Origin of the sequence: Mesorhizobium sp. M7A.F.Ca.US.010.02.1.1 (genome assembly GCF_004023085.1) — a bacterium.
Taxonomy (GTDB): domain Bacteria; phylum Pseudomonadota; class Alphaproteobacteria; order Rhizobiales; family Rhizobiaceae; genus Mesorhizobium.
In genome coordinates this window covers 15,642-41,229 of record NZ_RZRV01000049.1, presented here as the reverse complement: position 1 = coordinate 41,229, position 25,588 = coordinate 15,642, and the positions used below count along the sequence as shown (strand labels likewise).

The window sequence follows — 25,588 nt, the reverse complement described above, 5'->3', positions numbered from 1 at the left end:
CCCCTAACCCCTCCCCAAAAGGGGAAGGGAGACTTCCGTTGGCGCTGACCCAGAAGCATCGCCTGTCTTTTCGGCGCCAACAAGAATTAAAGACACGCGGCAGCATTCCCTCCCCCTTGTGGGGAGGGTTAGGGTGGGGGTTCTTCTTCGCAAGAATCCATATGCGATAGCCCTGCCACAAGTGGGGAGATCGGCAGCGTCACCCCTTCCGCTTCTCCACCTCGGCCTTCCTCAGCAGGAACCGCTGGATCTTGCCGCTCGGCGTCTTCGGCAACTCGCTGACGAACTCGACTTCGCGCGGATAGGCGTGGGCCGAGAGGCGCTTGCGGACATGCTGCGCCAGTTCCTCGGCCAGCGCCTCGCTGCCTCGAAAGGCGGGCGCCAGAACGACGAAGGCCTTGACGATTTCGGTGCGCTGCGGATCGGGCACGCCGACGACCGCTGCCTCGTTGACCGCCGGATGCTCGAGCAGCGCGCTTTCGACGTCGAACGGGCCGATGCGGTAGCCGGCCGAGGTGATGACGTCGTCGGCGCGGCCGATGAAGGAGATCGAACCGTCGGGCTCGAACTCGACCGTGTCGCCGGTGCGGTAATAGCCACCCGCAATGGCAGGGGTTTCGGCCTGATGATAGCCGCCGAACCAGCGCAGCGGCGAGTTGGCGATGTCGACGGCGAGAATGCCGGGCTGGTTGGGGCTAAGCTCGTTGCCGGCCTCGTCGAGCACGACGACGCGGTAGCCCGGCATGGCAAAGCCGGCCGAGCCGTGGCGTACGGGGTGCGACAGGCCGTGATGGTTGTTGACCATCATGCCGTTCTCGGTCTGGCCGTAATGGTCGTGGATGGCGGCGGCGAGATGAGCGTCGAACCAGCGGATCACCTCCGGGTTGAGCGGCTCGCCGGCGCTGCTCACCACACGCAGGCGGCCCTTGACGCGGGCGGCGGCCTCGGGTCCTTCGGCCAGCAGCAGGCGGAAGGCGGTGGGCGAGCCGGCAAGGCTGGTGACGCCGAGGCGCTCGATGATGTCGTAGGTGCTCCTGGCGGTGAAGGCGCCCTCGTTGAAGGTCGTGGCGATGCCAAGCAGCAGCGGGCCTGTTATGGCGTAATAGAGGCCGTAGGCCCAGCCGGGATCGGCGATGTTCCAGAAGACGTCGGCGGGCCGCAGCCCGATGGCATCGCGCATATAGGCGCCGAAGGCCAGCAGCGCGCTGAGCGGCACCGGAACGCCCTTGGGGAAACCTGTCGTGCCCGAGGTCGACATCATCATGAACAAATCGTCGCCCTTGCGCATCACCGGCTGGCAGTCAGGCGAGACGGCGGCAAAGGCGGCGCGGAAATCGATGTCGCCGGCCGGCAGGGCTTCGCCTGGGGCAAGGATGGTCGCAACCCGAGGGCAATCCTCCACCTCGTCGAGTTTGCCGCGATTGGCCATGTTGGTGACGACGAGCTTCGCGCCGCTGGTCTTCAGCCGGTGGTCGATGGCCTTGGGGCCAAAGGCGGCGAACAGCGGCTGGTAGACCGCGCCGATACGCCAGGTGCCGAGGATGAGTGCCACCAGTTCGGGAATGCGCGGCAGCATGCCGGCGACGATGTCGCCGGAGCCGACACCAGCCGCTTTCAGCATGTTGCCGACGCGCGCCGACATCTCCTTGAGATCGTCGAAGCTGAACTCCCGCAGCTCGCCACCGACGGAGATGGCGCGCAGCGCCAGCCGGTTCTGGCCGGTATGGCGATCGCAGCATTCGATGCAGGCGTTGATGCCCGTCGCGGGATCGCCGTGAAGTCTTGCGATCTCATCGTCGATGCGAAAGTGAGCAACGGCATCGACATAGCGCGACAGCGCCGGTGTGTTGGTCATGGCAGTCCTCCCTGGCTGCGCCGCATCTCCCCATGCGGCGCTGTCGCGTGTGAACTTGCCCGAAATTGTGGGCGTGGTCGATGCGGCGAAAGTTGGTGGGTGGGAAGGTTGGTGCTTGAACACCCCCCTCTGCCCTGCCGGGCATCTCCCCCGCAAGGGGGAGATCGGCGCCTCAACGACATCCAATCTCCCCCCTTGCGGGGGAGATGTCCGGCAGGACAGAGGGGGGTGTGAAGGATCACAGCGCTGACAATCTGCGTGGTTGACCTAATCAGTCATCCAGCGGATAGGTCCGGCCCAAATATACCCGCCCGAGAAACTCCGATGACCACAGACACCAAATTCCACCCCGACACCGCCTGGCAGGCCGAAATTCGCGCCGGCGTGCGCCACGTGCGCGATCTGGCGTCCCTGCCGTTGTCGCCAGCTGAGCGCGTGGCGGCGCAAGCGGCGGCGGTGAACCACAAGGTGCGTGCGCCCAAAGCCTATCTGGACCTGATCGACTGGAACGACCCGGCCGATCCGATCCGGGCGCAGGTCATCCCCTCTCCGCAGGAACTGGAGGAGGTGGAAGGCGAACTCGACGATCCGATCGCCGACCATGAATTCAGCCCGGTGCCGCGATTGACGCATCGCCATGCCGACCGGGTGCTGCTGTTCCCGACCTATCAATGCGCCGTCTATTGCCGGTTCTGCTTCCGCAAGGAATCGCTGACCGCGATCGGCCGCGGCTACACGCGCCAGGCGCTGGAACCGGCGCTGGCCTATATCGCGGATCACCCCGAAATCCGTGAGGTGATCCTGACCGGCGGCGATCCGCTGTCGCTGCCCGACAAGGCACTGGCCGAAATCTTCGCGCGCATCGAAGCGATCCCCCATGTGCGGCTGCTGCGCATCCATACGCGCGTGCCGGTGGTGCTGCCGTCGCGCATTACATCAGGGCTCGTCGCGGCGCTGCAGGGCCGGCTGATGGTCACTGTCGTCACCCATTTCAACCACGCGCGCGAGATCACCGACGCAACCGAGGCCGCCTGCCGCACGCTTCGGCAAGCCGGCTTCGTGCTGCTGAACCAGAGCGTTCTGCTCAAGGGCGTCAACGACAGCATCGAGGCGCTGGAAGAACTCTGCCGCGAGCTGATGTACCGCCTCGGCGTCAAACCCTACTACCTGCACCATGGCGACCTCGCGCGCGGCATGGCGCACCGACGCACGACGATCGCGCGGGGACAGGCGCTGACTGAAGCGCTGCGGGCGCGGCTGTCGGGCATCTGCAACCCCGTCTATGTGCTCGACCTGCCGGAAGGCGGCGGCAAGGTGCCGATCGGGCCTTGCCATGTCGAGGGACGGGACGGCGAGAACTGGCGGCTGCGCGGGCTCGATGGCGAGGTGAGGGCGTATACGGAGGTCGTTGGCCAATAGGGCTGCGCGCTACCGTGCGTTTTTCTCGACAAATGCCAGCACCACCACGCGCGGGGCAACGCAGTAGGCGAGGCTGGCCTTGCGGCCCGTCTTCGTCGTCGCGCAGCCTGCGTTCAGGTCGATGGTGATGTCCTCATAGCCCAGCACCTTGCGATCGAGCGGATAGACGGCCTTGTAGACGGCTTCCTTGGCGGCAAAGAGGATGCGGCCGGCAAGATGCCGGTCGGCTGCGTCCGTGCGGTCCGCGGGTGTTGTCACGAGCGCCAAAATGTCATCCGGGAGAGGCTGCGCGGGCTCGACGTCGATGCCGAGCGAGGCGATATCGCCAATCGGTGCAATCGCCGCCACGGCCATGTCGTCGTCGTGCGCGAGCGAACCGGTTATTCCGTCGGGCCAGACCGGCGCGCCGGTTGGCGAGCGCAGGATGGCGACGTCGCCGACGCCAAGCTCCGCCAGCAGTCCGTGCGCGATCCACCGGGCCGCGCCGCTGGCGCGCCGCATGCCAGGCTGACGCGCGGGGATGGAATGCGCTTCCCCAGGCAGCAGATGGGCGTCGTCGCCGTCGCGTATGAGCCGGCATCCGATCCGGACTCCCGATGGTGCGATGGCGGCGATCGCTTCGGCCAAGGCGATTTCCTCGGGCAGCCGCGTCACGGCCCTTGCATCCCTGCCGGCAAAGCGAGATCGGCGATCATCTCTCCGTCCTCGTCGAGCCCTTCTTCGATGAAACCGGCGCTGCGATAGAGGTTTCGCGCGGCCTCATTGTCCGGTTCGTAGCAGATCGAGACGTGGCTGATGTGGCCGAGCCCCTGGATTTCGTCCAGCACTTCGCGCAGCGCGGCCTTGCCGTAACCTTTGCCTTGAGAGGCGCGGTCGATCATGAAGCGGTAGATGCGCGCCTCGTCGTCATCCTCGGGCGCCTCGTACATGAGGAAACCGACGACACGGGTCCCGGCCATGACGACGCGTGGCCGCGCGTCTTTGTCGGTTTCGGCTTCTTCCAGCGACTCCGCATTGCCGGCGACGAAATCCCTCTGCTCCGGAGCCAGTTCCAGGGCCGTGACCAGGGCACGGTTGGCCTCGGTCACGGCAACCAGACGGATGTCTCCGGTGTTCAAGCCGATACCCTTTTTCAAGCCGATGCCCTGGCCGATGCCTTGGAGCCATCGTCGGTGATCGGTTCGACGAAGCGATGCAGCTTGGCCGGGTTGCCACGCCATATGGAGTTGGGCTCCAGCTCTTCGCCCTTCATGACGAAGGAGTCGACATCGACCACCGAGCCTTCGCCCATCACCACGCCGTAATGGACAAAGGCTGAAGGTCCGAGCGTGCAGCCCCTGCCGATGCGGATGAAGTCGGACTTGAAGGCGCCTTCTTCCAGCGAATGGGCCTGGATGACGCAGCCCTCGTTGAGGGTGGCGTCGTCGCCGATCTCCACCAGCGAGCGTTCGGTCAGATTGCTGCCGCCGTCATAGACACGGCTGCCGATCTTGACGCCCAGCATGCGCAGGATCATCGGGCGGAACGGCGTGCCGGCGAACAGGCGCACGATCGGCGAATCCGCCAGCTTCCAGTGGCGTTCGTGGCGCCAGAACGTGACGTCGTAGATCGTCGTCATCTGCGGCTTCAGCCGGCCGAAACCAAGGCTCGCCCGTTCCACGAAGATGTAGAACGGAATGGTGATCGCCGAGGTCAAAAGCACGGCGACGAACAGTGCGACTTCAGCCCATTCGGTATAGTAGTTCAGCGCCCGGTCCCAGATCGCCAGCGTGGCGAACAACATGATCCATTGCGTTGCCACGAACAGCAGGATCGTCACCAGATTGTGGCGGTTCTTCAACGGGATGCGCCGGCGCCGGTCGTCCTCGTCGATGCCGGCGATGAGTTCCTTGTCGCGGTTCACCATGCGCGGGATTTCAAATGCCGGCGAACCCAGAAGCCCGACATTCTCGCGCAGCGGCCCGTCGATGGGGATCATCACCTTGGTGCCGAGCAGGACGTTGTCGCCGGTGCGCCCGTCCGGCGGATAATAGATGTTGTTGCCGAGATAGTTGCGCTCGCCGATCCTCGTCGGCTCGAGCCGGAAGGCGGCGGCGGATTTGTGCATGTTGATCATGAACAGGCCGTCCGACACCATGGTCTCGGTGCCGATCTCGCACAGAAGCGGGTTTTCGTGCTGCTGGTTGGAGCCGAAATTGGAGCCGGTCTGCACCACCTTGTTGAGGTTCCAGCCGATGGCTCGCATGTAGTGCACGATCGCCGAGCTGTCGCCGGCCAGCAGGCCGAGCACGCGGGAGTTGCTCGAGAATTCGGCGACAGTCTGCAGCCAGTAGCGGAAGCCGTACAGCGTGTAGGTGCGGCCGGGCTTCAACAGCAGGCTGACCAGGCGCGGCACCAGCGTCGCCGCCAGAAAGGATGCGGCCATGTAGCCGAACAGCGTAACCGTGGTGCCGATCGCGACGACGCCGATGGTTTCCTGGTAGTCGTCGCCGACATTTTCCCAATAGCTGTGGAACAAGAGCGGCAAGGGGGTGACGATGGCAAACAGCCCGATCAGCTGAACCGCTTCGAACAGGAAGCGCCGGATGTTGGACGGATCGACATTGCGCACCTTGCAATAGTCGGCCGTGGTCGGCACGGCCGGCGACCCATGCCAGCGTTCGCCGTCGGGGATGCTTTGGCCGCGGTGCAGCGAGGACGAATGGCCGAGCTGGGCGCCGTTGCCGATCCTCGTGTCGATGTCGAGCGTGGAGCCGACGCCGACAAAGGCGTCGCGGCCGATGGTCAGCGGCCCGGTGTGGATATAGCCGGACTGCGCCCGGAAGCCGAGAATCATCGATTCCTTGCGCAGGATAGTGTTGGCGCCGATCGAAATGAGATCCGTGCAGACGGGCACGGATTTCGATTCGATGACGGCGTTCTTGCCAAGCTTGGTGCCGAGAAGCTGCAGATAGATGCTGTAGAGCGGGCTGCCGCGGAACAGCACGACGGGCGCGGTGCGGATCAATGTCTTGACCACCCAGAAGCGGAAGTAACGCACGCCCCAGATGGGAAACGCCTCCGCCTTCCAGCGGCCGACGAGCACCCATTTGGCGATGACGGCAAAGCCCGACATGCCGAAGAACACGGCGGCCGAAAGCGCCACGCACCTGATGTACAGCTGCAGCGGATCGTCGAGCGCGTCATACATCCAGTTGAGGCCGTCATTGACCGCCCACAGGGCGCCATAGCTGTAGAGCGCGTAGAACAGCAGCTGTGCGGCGCCGCAGGTCCAGTAGGCGAAGTTCGAGGCCCGGCGGGTGAGGACGGGCTCGTTGGTGGCCGTCGCCATCTCGTCGGCCACGCCCAGGTGAAGCGCCAGCCGCGCCACGGTCGGGTGGAGATAGATGTCGCGCATCGACGCCGTCGCCCATTCCTTCCTGGTGCGCAGGCGGGCGCAGAAATGCGCCATCAGCAGCGAGTTGGCGCCGAGATCGTCGAAGAAATTGTCCTCGACGGACACGTCTTCGAATTTCAATACGGCGGCCAGTGCGTCGGCCAGGAAACGCTCGTCGTCATTGCCGGGCGCGACCATGGCGCGATCGCCCGAAAGCCGCACACTTGTCGGCTTCGGCAGCTGGCGCAAATCCACCTTGTTGGAAACCGTCATCGGGATGGCCGGCAGTTCCTCCAGATAGGAGGGCACCATGTAGTCGGGCAGGCGCCGCTTCATCGTCCTGGCGAGGTCAGCGCGCGAGATCTCCGGTTGGCCGGCCTTCGCAGCGTAATAGGCGACGAGTTCGACGCGACCGGGCTCGATCTCCCAAGTGGTGACGGCGGCTTGGGCGATTTCGGGCTGGTCGAGCAGCACCGCCTCGATCTCGCCGAGCTCGATGCGGTAGCCGCGGATCTTCACCTGGGTGTCGATGCGGCCGTTATATTCGATCTCGCCCTGGTCGTTGATGCGGCCAAGGTCGCCGGTCCGGTAGATGCGCTTCGACGGGTTGTTCGGCAGGCCGACGAAATCGGCGATGAATTTCTGTTCGGTCAGGTCGGGCCTGTTGAGATAGCCGACCGCGAGCCCGATGCCGGCAATGCCGATCTCGCCCAGTTCGCCCGGCTCGGCAAGCTGCGGCAGCGAAGCGTCGAGAATGACGATCGAGTAGGTCGGCAGCGGCGCGCCGATGGTGACGGGACTGTCCGGCGTCAGCGCGCCCATTGTAGCGGTGACGGTCGCCTCGGTCGGCCCATAGGTGTTCAGGATCTGCCGCCCCGGCTTCGACCAGCGCACCACCAGATTGTGCGGGCAGGCCTCGCCGCCGACCAGCAGCGTGCGCAGGCTGGGCACATCTGACGTCATCGACGACAGCAGCGTCGGGCTGCAGGCGATGCAGGTGATGTCATGGAGCCGCAGGAAATCGGCCAGTTCCTCGCCCACCAGCGGCATCTGGCCCGGTGCCGGCACCACCGTAGCGCCGGCGACGAACGGCACCCAGATCTCTTCGGAGGAAAAGTCGAAGGCGATGGTCATGCCCTGATAGACGCGGTCGCCCGGCCGGTAGCCATAGGAGGCGGCGGCGACGCGGATGAAGTTGACGAAACTCTGGTGCTTGATGACCACGCCCTTGGGCTTGCCTGTGGTGCCCGAGGTGTAGAGGATGTAGCAGGTGTCGTCTGATGAAGCGGCCTTCGCATTCGGCTTCAGCGGCGCGCCGGACTCTTTGGAGATTTCGGCGGCAGTGCTGTCGATCAGCAGATGCGGGACCGGCAGCTGGCCGGCGCGCGACGCATAGGCGGCGATGGTGACGATCAGGCTGACGCCGGCGTCTTCGATGATGAGCGCCATCCGCTCCTCGGGAAAAGCGGTGGCCAGCGGCACGAAGGCAGCACCTGCCTTCATCACGGCGAGCAGCGCGACATAGGTCTCCGCCGAGCGGTCGAGAATGAGCCCGACGCGGTGGCCCGGTCGCACGCCGCGCTTGACCAGCAGGCGGGCGAACTGGTTGGCCCGGCTGTCCAGTTCACGATAGGTCCAGACACGCCCGTCGGAGATCACCGCCGGCAGCGCTGCAAACATTTCGGCGAGCTGTTCGAAGACGGTGTCGAGCCGCTCGCCGGGGAGGCCGTGCCGGGCAAAGTCGGCGCCCGTCAGGATCTGCCCGCGCCTGGCTGTCGCGGGGGCCGTTCTTACCAGCGCATCGACACCTGCCAGGCCGCTTTCCAGCCCCGATCGTTCCGCGTCCAGTTCGGCGATATCGACACCGTGATCCATTTCCATACTTTCCCGTCCAGGCCGGGCATCGCCCGGCACGGCCATTTTTCCAGTTGTTGTGGGATGCTTATGCCATCCGATCTTTTCGCCAGTTTTTCCGAACTGTTGAATATTGTTTCTGAACTGTGTCTGGGCGGGGGTTTTGGCCCTCTTTGTCGGGGCTTGCGGGGGAGGGAAGCCTCCGCCCGTCGCGCCCTACGGCGCCCCCCTCTGGCCTGCCGGCCGTTCGTCGTTCGGAAAGCCAAGCAATTGGCTTTCCGTCCGCTACGCGGACCACTTCTCAACCCCCACTTATGGGGAGATTGGCAGCTCCGGCGCCGGCCTTTTTCAGGAACCAGCCTTGAGGCCCCGCATTCTATGAGCAGGGACTTAAGGAGCGTGTCGTGAAAGCGGTTTTGGGACTGGTCTGCGGCTTCGTGCTGACCCTTGCGGTCTTCGGCAGCGGACTGGGCTTCGCCGCCTGGCTGCTTGCCGCGAAGCCGCCGCGCCAGGCAACGGCCACTGTCAGCGTGGCGGAGCTGTGGACCAAGAAGGCGCTGCCGGTGAACAAAGCCGGGCAGGGCCTTGAGCGCTTGCCGGCCGCCCCGCCCGCGCCGACGGACATCTCCGCTAAACCGCAGCAAACACCGCCTGACCCCACCGTCACCGGCGCCATCGCGCCCAAGGCGACCGACCTGCCGCGTCCGCATCTCGCCTGGTGCGCCAGCCGCTATCGCTCCTACCATCCGGACGACAACAGCTATCGCTCCTACAGCGGGCAGCTGCGCCCCTGCATCTCGCCCTATCTTCAAGCCGCCGGTCAGCCTGTCCCGCTGGTTGCCGGCGATGGCGACGAAAACGGCGCCGGCCTGGGCGTCTACGTTGCCGATGGTGGCGGCGAAGCACTTTCGGCCGACCATGTCGATTACTGCTTCAGCCGCTACCGCTCCTACCGCCCGGAAGACAACTCCTACCAGCCATATTCCGGCGGCCCGAGGCGGCAATGCCAGTAGAGCCCGCGCGCCGCACGATCCGATCGCGCGGATTATCCGGAGCGTCCGCATTGGCGCGGCGTTCAACTCTGACCCCAAGGAGGACTGACCATGAGCGACGACCGGGACGACAGAATTCGTGAGCGCGCCTACCAGATCTGGGAACGGGAAGGCCGCATGCAAGGCGACCCTGAGCGGCACTGGCACCAGGCCGAGGCCGAGATCGACCGCGAGGCAGCCCTGCCGCTGACGGCGGACGATGCGCTGCCTGAAACCGGCGAGATCGCCAGCACCGACGTGCTGGAGGTCGAGGCGCTGGCGGTGCGCACCGGCATATCGGGCGACGAGGCACAGGAACTGCTCGACCGCCTCGGCAACGACCGCGCCGCGGTGGAGCAAGCCGCCCGCAGCCTCAAGGCCAAAAGGCGGCGAAACCCCGATGAGGGACTGGCCAAATGATCGAAAGCTGAAGGATGGAAATACCGGCTGGATTGCGCGGCGGCCCCGAAAGCCCGCGCCTCTGGCGGAGGACGCGGGCCGATCGGACGGCCGATCTTCGGCAGGCGATGGAGGGCACCACCTGCCGCACAGATCAACAATTAGCTATAGCTAATGTTCCGTCAAGCTGGATCTGAATTTACTTTCGTTCGAATGTCGGCCTCCACCGCAATTGCGCCGCTGGCTGTTGGTCGGGAATGCACGGGTCCGGCGAGCAGCCGGTGCTGACGTCGATAGGAATTTTTTCTTGACGGGTGAGGGCAGCTATGCTACATTTCTGCCTATGGTGCTGATTTGCGCCAGTGACCCGCCGCAAAGGCGGGTTTTTTGTTGACCCGCCGCACAGTCGTCACCTGCAAGATCTCTCGCCCGCAAGATCTCTCGCCCGCAAGATTTCTACGCCGCGCGTGGTTCGGCCGGCCTGGGCTTGACCATTGTGGCGAGGACGATGCCGGCGACGATGAAGGCCGCACCGACCAGATCGTAATCGTGCAAGCCTTCGCCGAGCAGCAGATAGGCGAGGATAGCCACGAACACCGTCTGCAGGTAGAGCAGCATGCTCGCCCGGCTCGCGCCCAGCGTTTGCACGCTTTTGTTGTAGAGATAGTACATCAGGGCGCCGCCGGGGCCAGCCAGATAGGCGAGCGCGAGAAGGCTGTGGAGGTTCATGGCGGAGCGTTCGTCGTTGAACAATTCCCACAGATGGAAAGGCAAGGCGACCAGCGCACCGGCGCCGAGCAGCAGCACGACCATCGGCAGGAGTTCGATGCCGAATTTGGCACGGCGCAAAAGCACGGTGTAGAGGCCCCAGCAGAACGCGCTGCCGACGATCCACAACTCGCCGGCGTTGACCTTGAGTTGCAGCAGCGCCGTCAGGTCGCCGTGGGCAACGATGAAAATCATCCCGGCAAGCGCAACCAGCGCGCCAAGCGACTTCCACTGCCCGAGCGGCTCGCCAAGCACGAAACGGGCGAGCACCATCGTCATGACAGGCGACAGCGCCATGATGATGCGGGCCGTGGTGGCGTCGGTGTGGTTGAGACCATGGTAGATCATACCCTGGCAGAGCGTGAGGCCGATCGCCCCCACGGCGACGACCTCCAGGGCGCGGGTTCGCAAAAGCCCGATCATCGCCTCGTGATGGCGGTGCACGATTGGCAGCAGGATGGCGCAGGCAAGCGTGAGCCGCCAGAAGCAGAGGCCCCAGGGCGGCATTTCGAGCGCCACCCATTTGGCCGCGATATAGACACCGGCCGAAAGCAGCCAGCACAGGACGGCGGCCGGATAGCCGGCCAGGGAGGGGCCTACCACGGGTTGCGAGGATTCATGCGCTATCGGCACTGCCTGCATGTCATGCCCCCTTCGATGATTTCGGCCAGACGGGGCAACATAGCCTGTGTCGTGGGGGCGTGCATCCGTTTTGAAGGGGTGGGGAATCCGAGCTCGGCGGCCTATGTCCTCGATGGAGTAACGATGTCAGTCCGCCTTGTCGCCGGAAGGCATTGCGGAAACGTCCATCCACATCGCGCCCACGGCATGGCCATCGGGATCAGCGAGGTCGCGGGTATACATGAACCCGTGATCCTCGATCGGATTGATGTCGGCGGTGCCACCATTCGCGGCGGCAGCTGCGGCCATCGCATCGACCGCCGCGCGGCTGTCCAGGGACAGCGCCAGCATGACCTCGCTGGACGTCGATGGCGGGATGGGGCGCGTGGTCATCGTCTGCCATTTTTCACGGCTGAGCAGCATGAAATTGATGTTTTCGCTCCACACCATCCCCGCCGCCGCCTCGCTGGTGAACCTGGGATTGTTCTTGAACCCGAGAGATTCATAGAACGCCATGGATGCCTTCACGTCGGCCACTGGCAGGCTCACGAAAATCTTCTTGCTCATCGATCATTCCTTTGGTTGTCGAGATGCCAATCCAGGCGCCTGCTTTAAGACGGTTGACAGCCTGCGGATCCGACATCGCATCTCAACTTTTTTAAATCGCCAGCACAGCGGCGTCGAGGCACGCGTTCACTTTGGCATCGGGTGTCCGCTTTTTGCGAGCGCCACTGGCACTAGGCGCGATGGAGATCGACAGGGAGCCCCCCTGCCGCTGACGGCGGATGACGCGCTGCCGGAAACCGGCGAGATCGCCGGCACCGACTTGCTGGAGGTCGAGGCGCTGGCGGCCGGCCTGTCGGGCGACGAGGCACGGGCGCTGATCGGCTGGGCGGTGACACCAAATTAAACGTGTATATATTATGCGTCGGTATTGCTTTGCGGGCTATGAATTGATTCATACATTACAGAACCGTGAATACTGTTAGGGAATGCTTTTGCTTTTTGGGAGGGGAAGTGACCGGATATGAATTTCCTATCGTATAATGCTGGCCATGATGGTGCCATAGCCTTTCTTCGGGACTCCCGCCTGGCATTCTCCATTGAGGCAGAAAAGGACTCCAACTACAGATATTCCGCGATTTCAGTAGCTGACGTACTGGATGCTATCGGTGAGCTCGATGTCATTCCAGACGTCATCTGCATGGGTGGCTGGTGGCTGCGTGATCATCACGAGTATCTACACGGCTCCCACAGGAACAGTGGGTATCGAGGCGTCTCGACCAACAGCGCAATCATGGATAAGGGCAGGCTTTTGCGTGGCAAGGCTGACTATTTTTCCTCCTCCCACGAGAGGTCTCACATACTCTGCGCGTTTGGCATGTCGCCTTTGCCCAAGGGAACCGCCTGTTACGCACTAGTGTGGGAAGGAGAGATAGGTACGTTCTACGATATCGACTCTGAGTTCAACATCACGCTAATCGCCGATGTACTGTCCCAGCCGGGAAATCGATATGGACTGCTCTACGGCCTAGCTGACCCTACGTTCCCCAAGCACGGACCGTACCCCCGCGCCTCTGACGCGGGAAAGCTGATGGCCCTCGCCTCGTTCTCGAAGCGTAGTGCCCCAACCGAGGAGGAGAGGGACCTACTCCGCTTCCTGCTGAATGGTCCCTATCCAAAGCTCAGCGACTACGATCGCATCGCTCAGGCGCCGCATCTCGACGCGGGCCTGGATGATCACGAATTCCGCAACTTCGCGGGAATCTACAGCGATGCGATCTTCGACGTTTTCCACCAGTTCGCGAGGACAAATCTGGAGAAAGGGCGACCGCTGGTGATAGCGGGCGGTTGCGGCCTCAACTGCGACTGGAACACCAAGTGGAAGGAGACAGGCCTCTTTTCTGAGATATTCGTCCCTCCGGTTGCGAACGATTCGGGGGCGGCGATTGGCACGGCCATCGATGCGCAGTTCCGCTATACCGGCAATCCGAAGATCGACTGGAACGTCTACTCGGGCCTAAGCTTTCGCGCCGAAAGCGCAATCGATTTTGGTCAATACGAGGTGTACGAGAAGAATCACGAAAGGGTCGCCGACATGCTAGCCCATGGCCTCATTCTGGGCTGGGTGCACGGCAGATACGAGATCGGTCCCCGCGCGCTAGGCAATAGATCCATTCTCGCTGCTCCGTTTAGTGACGAGACAAGAGTGCGACTAAACGAGATCAAGCAGCGCGAACAGTTCCGCCCAATCGCCCCGGTTTGCCTTCGGGATGACGCGAAGAGATGGTTCGGATGCGATCAAGAGAGTCCGCATATGTTGTATACCTATCGCTCGACTACGGACGAACTCCGGGCCGTCACACACGTGAATGGAACCGCGCGCCTTCAGACGGTCACGCCCGATACCAACAACGACCTCTATAGCCTCCTTGTCGCGTTTAAGGCTCGCACTGGCTACGGAGTCTTGTGCAACACGTCTCTCAACTTCAAGGGCAAGGGCTTTATCAACAACATGACCGATCTCGATGCATATACTCACGAGCATGGTCTAGACGGCTTTATCGCAGAGGGAAGAGCACATCTTCTCAAGAGTTCCCCACGCTGCCACGCGTACCTGAGCGCGGCAAAGGCCCAAGTCGTCGATCGCTTGCCAGCCTAGCGCAGGAAAGCGGAGAAACTTTGCATGGCGGTTGGCATGCGCGGAAGCCCTCAGTTCTCGAACCAGCTACTTCGGGGCCCATGACAGACATGAATCCATATCCACTCGGCTTCGAAGAGCGCGAGGACCTTCGATCCGCTTTCATCCGCGAGATTACCTTGCAGCAGCTAGAAGTCTCGACGAGAGCAGTCGAGGACCGCAACGTGGAGGCGGGCTCTATTCCAAGGAGGCTGGTCAGATACTGGCACGATCCGACCAACCTGCCGCAGGATGTTCGCGCCTGCCTCGAAAGTTGGGATCGCCTTGCCGACGATGGTTTCGAGTTCCACATGTTCGACGACGCCAGCGCTGCAGCCTATATCGCGGACACCTATGGCAGACGGGAGCGCGAAGCGTTCGCCCGCTGCAGCCATCCGGCGATGCGCTGCGACTATCTGCGCATGTGTTTTGTGCTCGCGGAAGGAGGCCTCTACGTCGATGCGGATGACGTGCTTCTCGGAGATGGCTGGAAACAGATATTTCGGGACGGCAAGCTTAAGATGCAGCCGCTCTGTTACGACATCACAGCGAGCGGAATGATGCCAAATGCCGAGATCTGGCGATCGGATCTGCCCACGGACGGCCGCATCTTCTACGTCAATAATGACCCGATCGCTGCACCTGCCGATCATCCAGTCCTGCGACGCGCGCTCTTCCGCGCGACTGAAAGGCTGCTCAGCGATGATCTTTGTCCCGAAATCCAATCCACGACAGGGCCGGGGAATCTTACTGCCGCGCTGGCTGTCCACGCGCGCGAACTGCAGTTAGTTGGTCTTCCATTCGATTTTGAGCTACTGCGCGATTGGTCGTTAATCGCGGAAATGCGCTGGGACCTATCCTACAGGGCGGATACCCGCAATTGGCGCAACGTGTACGGCTGCTAAGATCTGATGCGCAGCGAGTCCGTGACGTGAATCTCCAGAAAACCTTTGGTCGGATACAAAGGCTCGCCTTCCGCGCATCGCGCATCATGTTCGGCCTGATACACGGCGGTCGGATCTCGGCGTTCGGTAAGGGCAGGGGGAAGATCGGAATGGTTCTGATCGTGAATTTGGAGCGGCAACCGCAGCGGCTGCGGCGGACGCTACGTGAGCTAGGCCGCTTTATAACCTCTGATGGCGCGTCTCTGGCCTCCCTAGCGAGGCGGCTGGCCGCGGTAGATGCTCGCGACGGTCGTGAGGTAGCAGCAACGGCTGATGTCGACCAGACTTACTTTCTTGGCGATCAGCTCTACGTTCAACCAGATGGTAGACTCGAGGAGTGCTTTGGCGTCGACGAGCCGATCAGGATGACGCGGCAAGAGGTAGCAGTCGCCCGATCGCACATTGAGGCATGGAAGGCCATCGTCGCAGGCACCTGCGAGAACGTTCTGGTGCTTGAGGACGATGTCTGGTTCAGACGCGGCGCCGCTGCAGCGATCGACCGGGGGTGGCGCGCAGCAGGCAGGCGTTGTTCTGGCGAGAGAGGTCCGCGTCTGCTCTATCTCTCCTATGAGGACGCCGGCGGAACGGCCGCACGTGTCGACATCTGCGACGCCCTGTTTCGCCCGAAGCGTGGACTCTGGTTTCTGTCAGGCTACGTCCTGTCTAGAGAAGGTGCGGAGACCCTGCTGCGCTCGATGCCGGTCATCGGCCCTGTCGACATGTGGATCAACTATCGTTTCGATGAGCTTGGTGCGCTTGCACTGTCCTCGCCAGCAATCCTGCAACGCCCGGATGGAGGCTCGGACAACTGCTATTCGGTCCTACCGTATCTCGCACGAGCTGGGATCGTTGATGCAAATGCCGTCCATATGCCACGCAGAGCTGCCGTTGGCCCCGTATTTGCGTGGACCGCCGGTCGCGACCTGGAAGGTTTGGCCATGGCATTGTCGATGCTCGGTCTTCGTGTGCGGGTGTTCGACGGTGATGAGCACGCGATTGGGGCAAATGATCTGAGCGCGCTCCTTGAGACATTCGACGCCCTCGTCGACGCTCCGCTGTCGACGGATGCGACCTCCGCTGCAATCGGACGCACGAGCGCAAAGTTCGTGCTCGAAGCGGATGCCTGTCTCGGCCGCGGGATCGAACTAGATCGTTTACCCTCCGCCAGAATTGCATTCTTGCCAAACTGTGAGTCGGGCGATGCTTCGTGGCAGCCGCTTTGCGCCCTGTTAGGTGTCGCACCGCCGATCCAGGCTTTTCCCATCGGTCCCCCGCGTGAGTGGAGGGTCTTCCGCGACGACCGTGCGGCAGCACTGCGCCTCGAGAATAGTGCCGCGCCTTGGGCCGGTCCGATTGATGACTCGCCTTGGGCAATTCTTCCAGGAAGCGGCTGGCCTTTGTCACTACCAACGGACCAAGCTGTGCAGCCCAACGGCACTTGCCTCGTCCGGGCGATGATGACGACCCCGACACCGCTCTTCCCAGGACGCATTGAGACGTTCCCAGGAAATCTAGCCGCATTTACCCGGGAGGGTCTGGTGCACGATGCACGCGGGGCACACCTCGTTCTTAGCAAGATGGCAATCGGAGATAGACCGTATCGCTCCGGCGCGTTTGCCTCCGCTCGCACTTTCGGGCACGGAAGGTTTGAGGCGGAGATAAGAGCTGCCCGAGGTTCAGGCCTCGTTACCGGCTTCTTCCTTCACCGGGACTCGCCTCGGCAGGAGATCGACGTCGAGTTGACCGGCAATGACCCGTACAGCATGCTAGTCAATGTTTATTTTAATCCTGGAGACGATGGAGCGTCGATGGGTTTTGGCTATCGGGGTTCGCCCTGCCGTATCGAGCTCGGGTTCGACGCCTCCTTAGACTTCCATCTTTACGCCATCGACTGGAGTCCAGGTTGCATCTCTTGGTGGGTAGATGGCAGAGCCGTCCACGAACGCGTGGGATGGGATCCAACCCCAATTCCGCATCTTCCAATGCGTTTGCACGCCAACCTGTGGGTTCCTCGTTCGGAGGAACTCGCCGGACGGATCGATGACCGCGCCCTGCCTTCGACGGCAACCTTCAGGAACGTATCGATTTGGGCCTGAGAACTCACCGAAAACGATGGTGGCTATCATATACGCTGAACCGAAACCGGCTTGGTCGGCCACCGGCCCTATCAAAACATTCAGTGTGTCGCCAGGCAGCGGCCGCAACTGGCGGATCTTCCAATTCTGGCACAGCCGCCAAGTCGGATCACACCTCATTAACTATTCATTAACCATCCTCCCGCTAGCGTTTACCTCTCAGTAAGGATTCGCCAGCCGTGACCTTTGCCGCCCCCCTCGAGGCCAAATCCATTCGTTTTCGCGCGCGTTCTTTCGTCGCTTTCACGCTGACGCCCGAAGCGCCTTTGGACGTGTGGCTCGAGGGGCTGGATCACTGGATCGGCAACTCGCCGGGCTATTTTGCCGGGCGGCCGGTGGTGCTTGATCTCAACACCTTGAAGCCCGATGTCGCCGCGATCGAATCGCTGGTCGGCGTGCTTGGCCATCGTGGCATCCGCATCTACGCCATCGAGCTCGACGGCCACACCGCACTCGAGCCCAACCTGCCGCCGGTGCTGGTCGGCGCCAAGGAGGCGACGACGGATGGGTTGCTGCCCCGCGAGGCGCGGGCGGAGGGTTTCGACAAGGCCGAGGGCAAGGCGCCTGAACAACTCGCGGACGCGGGTAGCTCGGCCAAGGTCGGCGACGGCAAGGCTGGCGCAAGCAAGGCGGGCGATAGCGAGCCGCAGGTTCAAGCTTCGGGCACGCTGATGGTCAAGTCGCCGATCCGCTCCGGCCAGGCGATCGTGCATCCGCATGGCGATGTCATCGTGCTCGGTTCGGTCGCTTCCGGGTCGGAGATCATCGCGGCGGGCTCGATCCATGTCTACGGCACGCTGCGCGGGCGCGCTTCGGCGGGTGCGCTGGGCAACAGGGGCGCGCGCATCTTCTGCCGCAAGAACGAGGCGGAACTTCTGGCGGTCGACGGCTGGTACGTCACCGCCGAGGAGATGGAAGGCGTTTCGCGCGGCAAGCCGGTGCAGGCGTTTCTCGACGGCGACGCCTTGCGGGTTTCGACGCTGAGCTGACATTCGTTTCGATATTGGGGCGGCCGATGGTCGCTCGACCAAAAACAAATGAACAACAACGGAGGCTTTTCAATGGGCAAGGTAGTGGTGGTCACCTCGGGCAAGGGGGGCGTCGGCAAGACGACCTCGACGGCGGCCCTTGGGGCGGCCGTGGCCAAGACCGGCAAGAGGGTGGCCTTGGTCGACTTTGACGTCGGCCTGCGCAACCTCGACCTGATCATGGGCGCCGAGCGGCGCGTGGTGTTCGACCTCGTCAACGTCATCCAGGGCCAGGCGAAACTCTCGCAGGCGCTGATCCGCGACAAGCGGGTCGAGACGCTGTTCCTGCTGCCGGCCTCGCAGACGCGCGACAAGGATGCGCTGACCGAGGAGGGCGTCGGCGAAGTCATCGACAAGCTGCGCTCGGTGTTCGACTACGTGTTCTGCGACAGCCCGGCCGGCATCGAGCGCGGCGCGCAGCTCGCCATGCGCTTTGCCGACGAGGCGGTCATCGTCACCAACCCGGAAGTGTCGTCGGTGCGCGATTCCGACCGCATCATCGGCCTGCTCGACGCCCGCACCTTGCGGGCCGAGCAGGGCGAGCAGATCGCCAAGCATGTGCTGGTCACGCGCTACGATGCAGCGCGCGCCTCGCGTGGCGAAATGCTGTCCATCGATGACGTGCTGGAAATCCTGTCGGTGCCGCTGCTCGGCATCATTCCGGAAAGCCAGGACGTGCTGCGCGCCTCCAACCTCGGTTCGCCGGTGACACTGTCAGAGCCGCTCAATGCGGCCGCCAAGGCCTATATCGACGCCGCCAGGCGGCTGGAGGGCGAGGAATTGCCCGTCATCGTGCCCTTCGAGCGCAAGGGCTTCCTCGATCGTCTTTTGGGAAGGAGGGCGGCATGAACCTGCTCGACATCTTCAAGCGGCGCTCCAGCGCCCCGGTGGCGCGCGAGCGGCTGCAAGTGCTGCTCGCCTACGAGCGCCGCAACCGCAGCCAGCCCGACCTCGTCTCCATCCTGCGCGAGGAGATCATGGCCGTCATTGCCAAGCATGTGCAGATCGACCAGGACTATCTGCAGGTCTCGATGGACCGCGGCGAGACCATGTCGACACTGGAAATCGACATCCAGATCCCCAACAAGAGCGCCGTGCCGATGGCCATGGCGGGGTGACTTTACCCTCCCCCTTGTGGGGGTCCGAAGGACGGGCGAGACCGGTGGCTCGCCCCGGCAAGTCGATCCGCAAAGCGGATCGGGGTGGGGAGGCGGCGCCAGCACCCCCCACCCGGACCTGCGGTCCGACCTCCCCACAAGGGGGAGGTGGGGAGCCCAGTCCGCTCCCTCCGCGTGTGGAGCGGCTTCGCCTGCCATCGTTAGGACGTTGATAAGCATTTGGTAATAAAAAGCCGGAAATGAGATGCTGGCTCGATTTGACATGCGCAATGCTGTCGTTCTCGGCGGAGCCATGACATGCGTATCAAGAGCCAGATCATTCTCTCCATGGTGGCCGCCGCGGCCCTGATCGGGCTGGTCGGCGGCGTTGCGATCTTTACGCAGATAGCGGCGACCAAATCGTTGGGGTTGACCGAAGCGACCAACGTCGCGCGGGAATTGGCCGACACCATCGTTTTCAAATCATCCGATGGGACGCCTTCGCTGCTCGAGCGGCCCGAGGCGCTCAAGCAATTCATGGAGCACCAGCACCGCCGCCTGCACCGGGATTTCCTGGTCCTCGACAACGACAAGACCATCCTTGCCCATGCCGCCGACGAAGAGCACCAGGTCGGCGACAAATTCGGTCACGACCCCGGCAACGAAATAGGCCAGACCTTGGCGGACGGCATTCCGCGCAGATTTGTCGACCCGGAGGAAGTGAACGCCATACTGGCCGTTCCGATCGAAAATCCCGAGGATACGATCATCGGCGCCGTGCTGCTGGAATATGACCCCGTTCTGCAGGCCGCCGAACAAAGCACCAACAGCCTGCTCTGGCTGGTTGGCCTCAGCGCGGCGGCCGCCGTGCTGGTCGCGGTCGGCTTTGCATGGCTGCTGCTCCGTCGTTTCAGCTCTGGCCTCGGGGACATGATGCGCGGCATGGAAGCGCTGGCGAAAGGCAACGCCATGACGCGCATCAGCCACGCCCGCAACGATGAATTCGGGCAGCTGGCCGATGGTTTCAACACGATGGCGGACCAGCTTGCATCGGCGCGTGCGCATGTCGAGGACATCGTCGAGACGGCTGCCGAAGGCATCGCGGTTCTGAACGGCGACGGCCGCGTCGCCAGCGCCAATCCAGCGGCGGCAACGATGATCGGGCGGCGCGCCGACAAGATCGTCGGGCAGCAATGGGATTCGGTGCTGACGGTTCGCGACCCCAGAGGCGGTGCGTTCGCCGCTGGCGCTTCTCCCATCGAAATGGCGTTAGCCACGGACCGGCAACACCAGGGCGAAGTGCGCCTGACCAGATCCGACGGCTCGCATCTGCCGGTCATCGCCAGTTGCAGTCCGCTCAGCAGATCCGAAGGCGGCCTGGTCCTCACGCTCAACGACATCAGCGAGCTGCGCCGCGCGGAAGGAGTGGTCAACGAGCGTGCCGATCAGCTGGCGCTCCTCAACCGCGAACTGCACGACAAGTCCGAAACCACGACTCGTCTGGTGAAGCTTGGCGAACTGCTGCAGGCCTGCGTCACCTTCCCGGAAGCGTTCTCGGTGGTCGGCACGGCCATGGCCGAGTTCCTCGGTGGCTTGAGCGGAACCGTCCACTTGACCAGCGCGTCGCGCAACCTGGTGGAAGAGATGGCGCATTGGGGCGACGTCCGCTCGAGCGCCACGCAATTCGCGCCGGAAGACTGCTGGGCGCTCAGGCGCGGCCAGGAACATGTCGCTGGCCCCGGCATGCTCACGCCGCGCTGCGCGCATATCACCGAGAACGGCAAGAAGGGCTATGTCTGCATGCCTCTGGCGGCCCAAGGCGAGACGCTGGGCATCCTTCATCTGTGCGAGCCGAATGCGGCCGAGAAGCCACAATGGCTGACTGAAAGACAGCAGATCCTGCGAGGTGTCGTCGACACGCTGGCGCTCGCCCTGGCCAATCTGCGCCTGCGCGAGACGTTGCGGCAGCAGTCGATCCGCGATCCGAACACCAGTCTGTTCAACCGGCGATATCTCGAGGAGACGAGCAGCCGCGAACTGCGCCGGATGGAGCGCTCGGGCCAGCCGCTGGTGATCATCATGCTCGATGTCGACCATTTCAAGCAGTTCAACGATACGTTCGGCCACGAAGCCGGCGATCTCGTCCTGAAGCAGGTCGCCGCCACCTTGATCGAGCACGCCAGGGATAGCGATGTCGTGTCGCGCTACGGCGGCGAGGAGTTTGCCCTGGTCATGCCGGGAAGCTCGGTCCAGGAAGGTGCCGAGCGGGCGGAAGCGCTGCGCCAGGCAATCAGGAAGCTTCATTTGACGCATCGCGGCCGAACGCTGGGCACCGTCACAGCCTCGTTCGGTGTCGCCGCCTACCCCGAGCATGGCGTGGGCTGGGCCGAATTGACCAACGCCGCGGATCACGCGCTCTACGAGGCCAAGGGTAGTGGGCGCGACCGCGTCGCCATCGCGCTGGGCAACGCGTCCGGCGAGCGACCTCCGATCCAGTTGGTACCAGCCCCGAAAAGCAGCTGAGACCGTTTGGGGTAGAGCACTCGGCCCGGCCCGCGATAGTCATCCTGCGCCTGCCAAGAGGGATCAGGCAAGTTCTCTCTGCCCTCGAGGTCTCGCGCGCGGGCTCTTCCTGAGCGGCCGCGGTCTTGCCGTCCTTCAGACCTCCACACTGTCAGAGGATCCGGCTCTTTTCGGCTGCGGCATTGGTTGTTCGGGCTATTTCAACCCCCAAATGTCCCAAATTTACCTTTGTGCCGACGGGGCTTCCCCTGCGCAAGCAGCGGATGTAAGGATATATTAGCAATTTGTTAAGTTCGAAGCGAGGTATGCGTAAGGGGAGTTTGGTGATGAACTTCAGAGGCCTGATCAAGCGTGCTGAAGACGTGGATAAAGCGATCCAGGACCTGCAGATCGATTTGGCGGACGCGCTGGATGCAAGTCTCGACGCCGACGACCTGGTGCCGTCGGAGAGCGACGATGTGCCGGATGCCCAGGCGGCACCCGATGACGGGCCACCCCAGGCCGACGCGGCAAATGACGACAACGCCAGCAAGGCCGACGCCGCGGGCGATGCGGACAGTTCCGAAACCGCGCCACGACTGACGGCCCATACACAGACCCGGCTGGCTGCATTGAGCGCCTTCGAGGGTCTCTTCCATGACGCCAGGGACTATCTGGAGGAGATCAACGACAAGCTGTCGGAGATCGGCACCTCACACCATCTGACGCGTGAATTCCTCAACATCCTGCACAGCGACATCCTGCGCGCCAACGAGCTGGAGGTCGCCAATGCCGCCCTGGCCGCCGAACAAAGGGCGCTGTCGGAGAAGCTGCACGATGCGACGAGAAAGCTGCGCGAGCGTGAAGGCGCTTTCGAAGCGCTGCAGCAGCGCGAGACAAGCCTGGTTCAGGACCGGGAGACGCTTCGTGCGGCGCTTGCCGCGGTAAGGCTGGAACTCGTGGAGACAGCCAATGCGAGCGCCAAACGCGAAGCGGAGTTCGGCGACATCGCCAAGCGGCTGACCGCCAGGACGGTCGAGGCCAACAGGCGCTTGCGCGAAAGCAAGATGCTGCGCGAAAAGCACGTTAACCTCTCGATCGAACTCGACAAGGCGCTGAAGCGGGAATCGCAGGCGCGCCACAGGCTCGACGAGCTCTCGACGATCCATGCCAGCGAAGCAGCGCGGCTGGCGGAGCTGCTGGCCGCGCTCGGCAAGAGCGAGAAAGAGGAGATGCGGCTCCAGAAGTCACTCGAGGCCGCACAGGCGAAGCTGTCGGAAACGAACGAAGCGGCACGCATGATGGAAGGCGACAAGGAAGCCGAGCTGGCTCGCGGCCAGGCGGAAATGCGCGGGTTGAACTCGGAGATCCAGAACCTGCAATCGCGGCTGGAGCAAACCTCGACCGAAAACAGCGAAGCCGCAGGCGAGATCGCCAGGCTCAAGAGCGAACTGAACGACGCCCTGGCCGAAAAGAAGATCGCCGATGAAAGACTGTCCGCGCTGACCCAGGAGAGCGAAAGCGACAAGATGAGTCTTTCCAAGGTGAACGCCAACCTTTCTCAACTGACGCTGCAACAGGCGTCAGAACAGATACAGTTCGACGTGCAGAGGCAGGAATGCGAGGACCTCAAAGCCGAAATCGCATCGCTCAATGCCCGGATCAAGGAACTGCTGCCCTACGAGCGGCTCCACAAGGCCACCAATGGCAGGCCGCCCGAGAACGGCGTGGTCGAGATAGCCGGGGCGATGGCGAAGAAAGCACGGACGACGGGCAGGCGGCGCATGCGCAGGAATGTCGGCGCCGCTAGCTGAAGTGTGGCGCTGAAGGGCTTCAGGCGACCCGCTTCAGGTCTTTTGTGCATGGGAGGCCGGCACCTCACCCGGAGAGTAAGCCCAATGGGGCACCGGCCAGGCGGATCGACAGGTCCGCCGCACAGGCAAGGTAGCGCGCCTCGGTCCCGGGCGGCATTGGTGCGATCACGGAAGGTGCCAGCGGCACTTCCCCAAGCTTCTGATTCGAACCTTTGCGACGACCCGCCGGCCGGAGGCTGCAAACACGCCCGGGAAACGATCGCGGCCGGCGGTGCCTCCTCAGTCGAGCGGCTCGTGCTGATAAAGCTCGTCCATGCTGAGCGAGGCCAGGGCGCCGAAAGGGGCCTGCTTTTTCACGCGGCCGCCGCTCAGGATGACCACGTCGTCGCAGAACGAGATGGTGCTGTGGTGGTGGCTGATGACGATGGTCGTGCGGCGGCCGGCTCTCGACTTCAGGGTCTCGACGATGGCCGCTTCCGACAGCCCGTCCACCGCATTGGTGGCTTCGTCCAGGATGAGGAGATCGGGATCGCGGACCAGGGCTCTCGCCAAGGCGATCCGCTGCCTCTGTCCCGCCGACAGATTGACGCCCCTGTAGCCGACCAGCGTCTCGTAGCCCTGAGGCAGCCTTTCGATGAACTCGTGCGCTTCGGCCAGTCTTGCGGCGGCCTCGGCGTCGCCGGCTGTCGCCGTATCCTGCCCGTAGGTTATGTTTTCAAAAATGCTGCCATCGACCAGTTCCAGTTCCTGACTGGCCAGGGCGATGTGCCGTCGCCACTGGCTGGCGTCGATCCCGTCGAGCGGCGATCCATCGACGAGGATGCTGCCAGTGTCCGGTTCGACGAAGCGGCACAGGAGATTGACGATCGTCGTTTTGCCGGCGCCCGAGCGGCCGATCAGCGCCGTCGAGCGGCCGCCGCGGATTTCGAATGTCGCCGCATGCAGCACGACCTCGCGCCGGTCCGTACCGGAATAGGTGAATGTCACATCGTCGAACTTGATGCCCTGGCGCAGGCCGTGGAACGGCTCGTCGCCTTGCGGCGGTTGCGGCTTGCCGGCGGGATCCAGCAGCCATGTCACCTCTTCGAGCGATCCGCTCAGGCCCTGCAACTGGCTCCACGACCCCTGCAGGGCCCGCATATGCGGCTGCAGCCTGTAGAGCAGGATGACGAACGCGATGATCAGCGGGAAACTCACCTGCGCCAGCCAGGCGCCGATCACCACCGCCAGGAACAGCATGGCGTGGAGAACCTCCGTCAGCGGCGGCAGCGCTCCCTGGCGCACGAGCAGCGCGAAGGAGGCGCGGCGAACCGCATCCGACGCCGTGTCGAATATCGCCTTTTCCCGGTTCTCCTGTCCGAAGATGCGGATCAGCCGTCCGGCATGCACAAGGTGAAGCATCTGCGAGGCGAGGTGGCCGTTGCGCGAAGCGACGCTGCGGCTGGGCTCCTTCAGATTGGCAGAGAGGATGGCGTGCGCGATCTGGACGAGCGCCAGTCCGAGCGTGACCAGAAGCGTCATGCGCCACGAAAGCAGCAACAGGAAAGCCAAGAGGATGATGGCGGCCGATGCGCTGACGATGGCCGACAGCATGATCTGGATCGCATCGGAGGCCCGCCAGGATTCGTTGGAGATGATGTTGAGCAGGCGCCCGGGGCTTTGCCGCAGGAAGAATGGGTAGCCGACCCGCAACAGCTGCTCCGACAGGGCGCTGCGGATGGAATGGCTTGCCTTGCCGGAGATGAAGGTCGTCAGCAGCGTGTTGGCGAAGGCGAAGACGTTCTTCAGGATGATCGAGCCGAGGATGGCGACCGAAATGACGATCAGCCGGTCGCGCTCGCTCAAGCCCGATCCGACATGCTGGAGGACAGCGGAGAAGCCGCCCATTCCGGCCGCATCCCCATGTCCCATGATGATGCCCAGCAATGGGATGATCAGGCCGATGCCGAACCCTTCGAGGACGGCGCTGAGCAGGCCGAGTACCACCACCGCCGGAAGCAGGCGCAGTTGCCGCTTTCCGCACGCCCGGAACAGCATCGGCAGGCTTGGCGGCAGCATCGGCATT

General features: G+C 63.4%; 19 protein-coding genes. 12 read left to right on the top strand and 7 right to left on the bottom strand.

Features of this window, described 5'->3' with window-relative positions:
• Positions 1–199: 199 nt before the first annotated feature.
• Positions 200–1,855 carry an acyl-CoA synthetase gene (locus tag EOA19_RS30780; RefSeq protein ID WP_128305747.1) on the bottom strand — a complete coding sequence of 552 codons (1,656 nt, stop codon included), beginning with the start codon at positions 1,853–1,855 and terminating at the stop codon, positions 200–202.
• A 324-nt stretch (positions 1,856–2,179) separates the two neighbouring features.
• Here EOA19_RS30780 and EOA19_RS30775 point away from each other — a divergent pair, with 324 nt between their 5' ends.
• On the top strand, positions 2,180–3,274 hold the full coding sequence (locus EOA19_RS30775) for a KamA family radical SAM protein (protein WP_128305746.1): 1,095 nt from the start codon (positions 2,180–2,182) through the stop codon (positions 3,272–3,274).
• Between the two features lie 9 nt (positions 3,275–3,283).
• Here EOA19_RS30775 and EOA19_RS30770 read toward each other — a convergent pair whose 3' ends face one another.
• From EOA19_RS30770 to EOA19_RS30760, 3 genes are read right to left on the bottom strand one after another with little or no spacing between them, the layout of a single operon-like run.
• Complete coding sequence (locus EOA19_RS30770; RefSeq protein ID WP_128305745.1) at positions 3,284–3,928, bottom strand: 4'-phosphopantetheinyl transferase superfamily protein; 645 nt, start codon at positions 3,926–3,928, stop codon at positions 3,284–3,286.
• Entirely contained in the window at positions 3,925–4,392 is a 468-nt protein-coding gene (locus EOA19_RS30765; protein WP_245486381.1) for a GNAT family N-acetyltransferase, read from the bottom strand. Before EOA19_RS30765 ends, EOA19_RS30770 begins: the two co-directional genes overlap by 4 nt.
• Positions 4,393–4,406: 14 nt before the next feature.
• Entirely contained in the window at positions 4,407–8,531 is a 4,125-nt protein-coding gene (locus tag EOA19_RS30760; protein ID WP_128305743.1) for a Pls/PosA family non-ribosomal peptide synthetase, read from the bottom strand.
• Between the two features lie 377 nt (positions 8,532–8,908).
• Here EOA19_RS30760 and EOA19_RS30755 point away from each other — a divergent pair, with 377 nt between their 5' ends.
• Together EOA19_RS30755 and EOA19_RS30750 are read left to right on the top strand one after the other, a co-directional pair.
• Complete coding sequence (locus tag EOA19_RS30755) at positions 8,909–9,517, top strand: BA14K family protein (RefSeq protein ID WP_128305742.1); 609 nt, start codon at positions 8,909–8,911, stop codon at positions 9,515–9,517.
• A 90-nt stretch (positions 9,518–9,607) separates the two neighbouring features.
• Entirely contained in the window at positions 9,608–9,955 is a 348-nt protein-coding gene (locus EOA19_RS30750; RefSeq protein WP_128305741.1) for a DUF2934 domain-containing protein, read from the top strand.
• Between the two features lie 435 nt (positions 9,956–10,390).
• On the opposite strand, the gene EOA19_RS30745 is transcribed toward EOA19_RS30750, so the two are convergent.
• Together EOA19_RS30745 and EOA19_RS30740 are read right to left on the bottom strand one after the other, a co-directional pair.
• On the bottom strand, positions 10,391–11,344 hold the full coding sequence (locus tag EOA19_RS30745; RefSeq protein WP_128305740.1) for an EamA family transporter: 954 nt from the start codon (positions 11,342–11,344) through the stop codon (positions 10,391–10,393).
• A 126-nt stretch (positions 11,345–11,470) separates the two neighbouring features.
• A complete protein-coding gene (locus tag EOA19_RS30740) occupies positions 11,471–11,890 on the bottom strand; it encodes a VOC family protein (RefSeq protein WP_128305739.1) in 420 nt (139 codons plus the stop codon).
• Here EOA19_RS30740 and EOA19_RS35480 point away from each other — a divergent pair.
• The 9 genes from EOA19_RS35480 (at position 11,883) to EOA19_RS30695 (ending at position 23,523) form a co-directional block, all read left to right on the top strand.
• Entirely contained in the window at positions 11,883–12,233 is a 351-nt protein-coding gene (locus tag EOA19_RS35480; RefSeq protein ID WP_164893084.1) for a hypothetical protein, read from the top strand. The genes EOA19_RS30740 and EOA19_RS35480 overlap by 8 nt on opposite strands.
• Before the next feature lie 117 nt (positions 12,234–12,350).
• Positions 12,351–13,985, top strand: coding sequence for a carbamoyltransferase C-terminal domain-containing protein (locus EOA19_RS30730; protein ID WP_128305738.1), 1,635 nt, complete (start codon positions 12,351–12,353; stop codon positions 13,983–13,985).
• A gap of 80 nt (positions 13,986–14,065) precedes the next feature.
• Positions 14,066–14,908: a glycosyltransferase gene (locus EOA19_RS30725; RefSeq protein ID WP_206638138.1), complete on the top strand. Its 843-nt coding sequence runs from the start codon at positions 14,066–14,068 to the stop codon at positions 14,906–14,908.
• A 26-nt stretch (positions 14,909–14,934) separates the two neighbouring features.
• Entirely contained in the window at positions 14,935–17,043 is a 2,109-nt protein-coding gene (locus EOA19_RS30720; protein ID WP_128305737.1) for a family 16 glycosylhydrolase, read from the top strand.
• Between the two features lie 218 nt (positions 17,044–17,261).
• Positions 17,262–18,071, top strand: a complete 810-nt coding sequence (gene minC / locus EOA19_RS30715) for a septum site-determining protein MinC (RefSeq protein WP_128305736.1) — start codon at positions 17,262–17,264, stop codon at positions 18,069–18,071.
• Between the two features lie 72 nt (positions 18,072–18,143).
• Positions 18,144–18,959, top strand: a complete 816-nt coding sequence (gene minD, locus EOA19_RS30710; protein WP_031213651.1) for a septum site-determining protein MinD — start codon at positions 18,144–18,146, stop codon at positions 18,957–18,959.
• Entirely contained in the window at positions 18,956–19,228 is a 273-nt protein-coding gene (gene minE, locus EOA19_RS30705) for a cell division topological specificity factor MinE (RefSeq protein WP_023813379.1), read from the top strand. The genes minD and minE overlap by 4 nt, the downstream gene beginning before the upstream one ends.
• Positions 19,229–19,525: 297 nt before the next feature.
• Positions 19,526–21,730 carry a diguanylate cyclase gene (locus EOA19_RS30700; protein WP_128305735.1) on the top strand — a complete coding sequence of 735 codons (2,205 nt, stop codon included), beginning with the start codon at positions 19,526–19,528 and terminating at the stop codon, positions 21,728–21,730.
• A gap of 326 nt (positions 21,731–22,056) precedes the next feature.
• Positions 22,057–23,523, top strand: coding sequence for a hypothetical protein (locus EOA19_RS30695; protein WP_128305734.1), 1,467 nt, complete (start codon positions 22,057–22,059; stop codon positions 23,521–23,523).
• Positions 23,524–23,802: 279 nt separating this feature from the next.
• Here the strand turns inward: EOA19_RS30695 and EOA19_RS30690 are convergent, their stop codons facing one another.
• Positions 23,803–25,587: an ABC transporter ATP-binding protein gene (locus tag EOA19_RS30690; RefSeq protein ID WP_128305733.1), complete on the bottom strand. Its 1,785-nt coding sequence runs from the start codon at positions 25,585–25,587 to the stop codon at positions 23,803–23,805.
• Position 25,588: the final 1 nt, after the last annotated feature.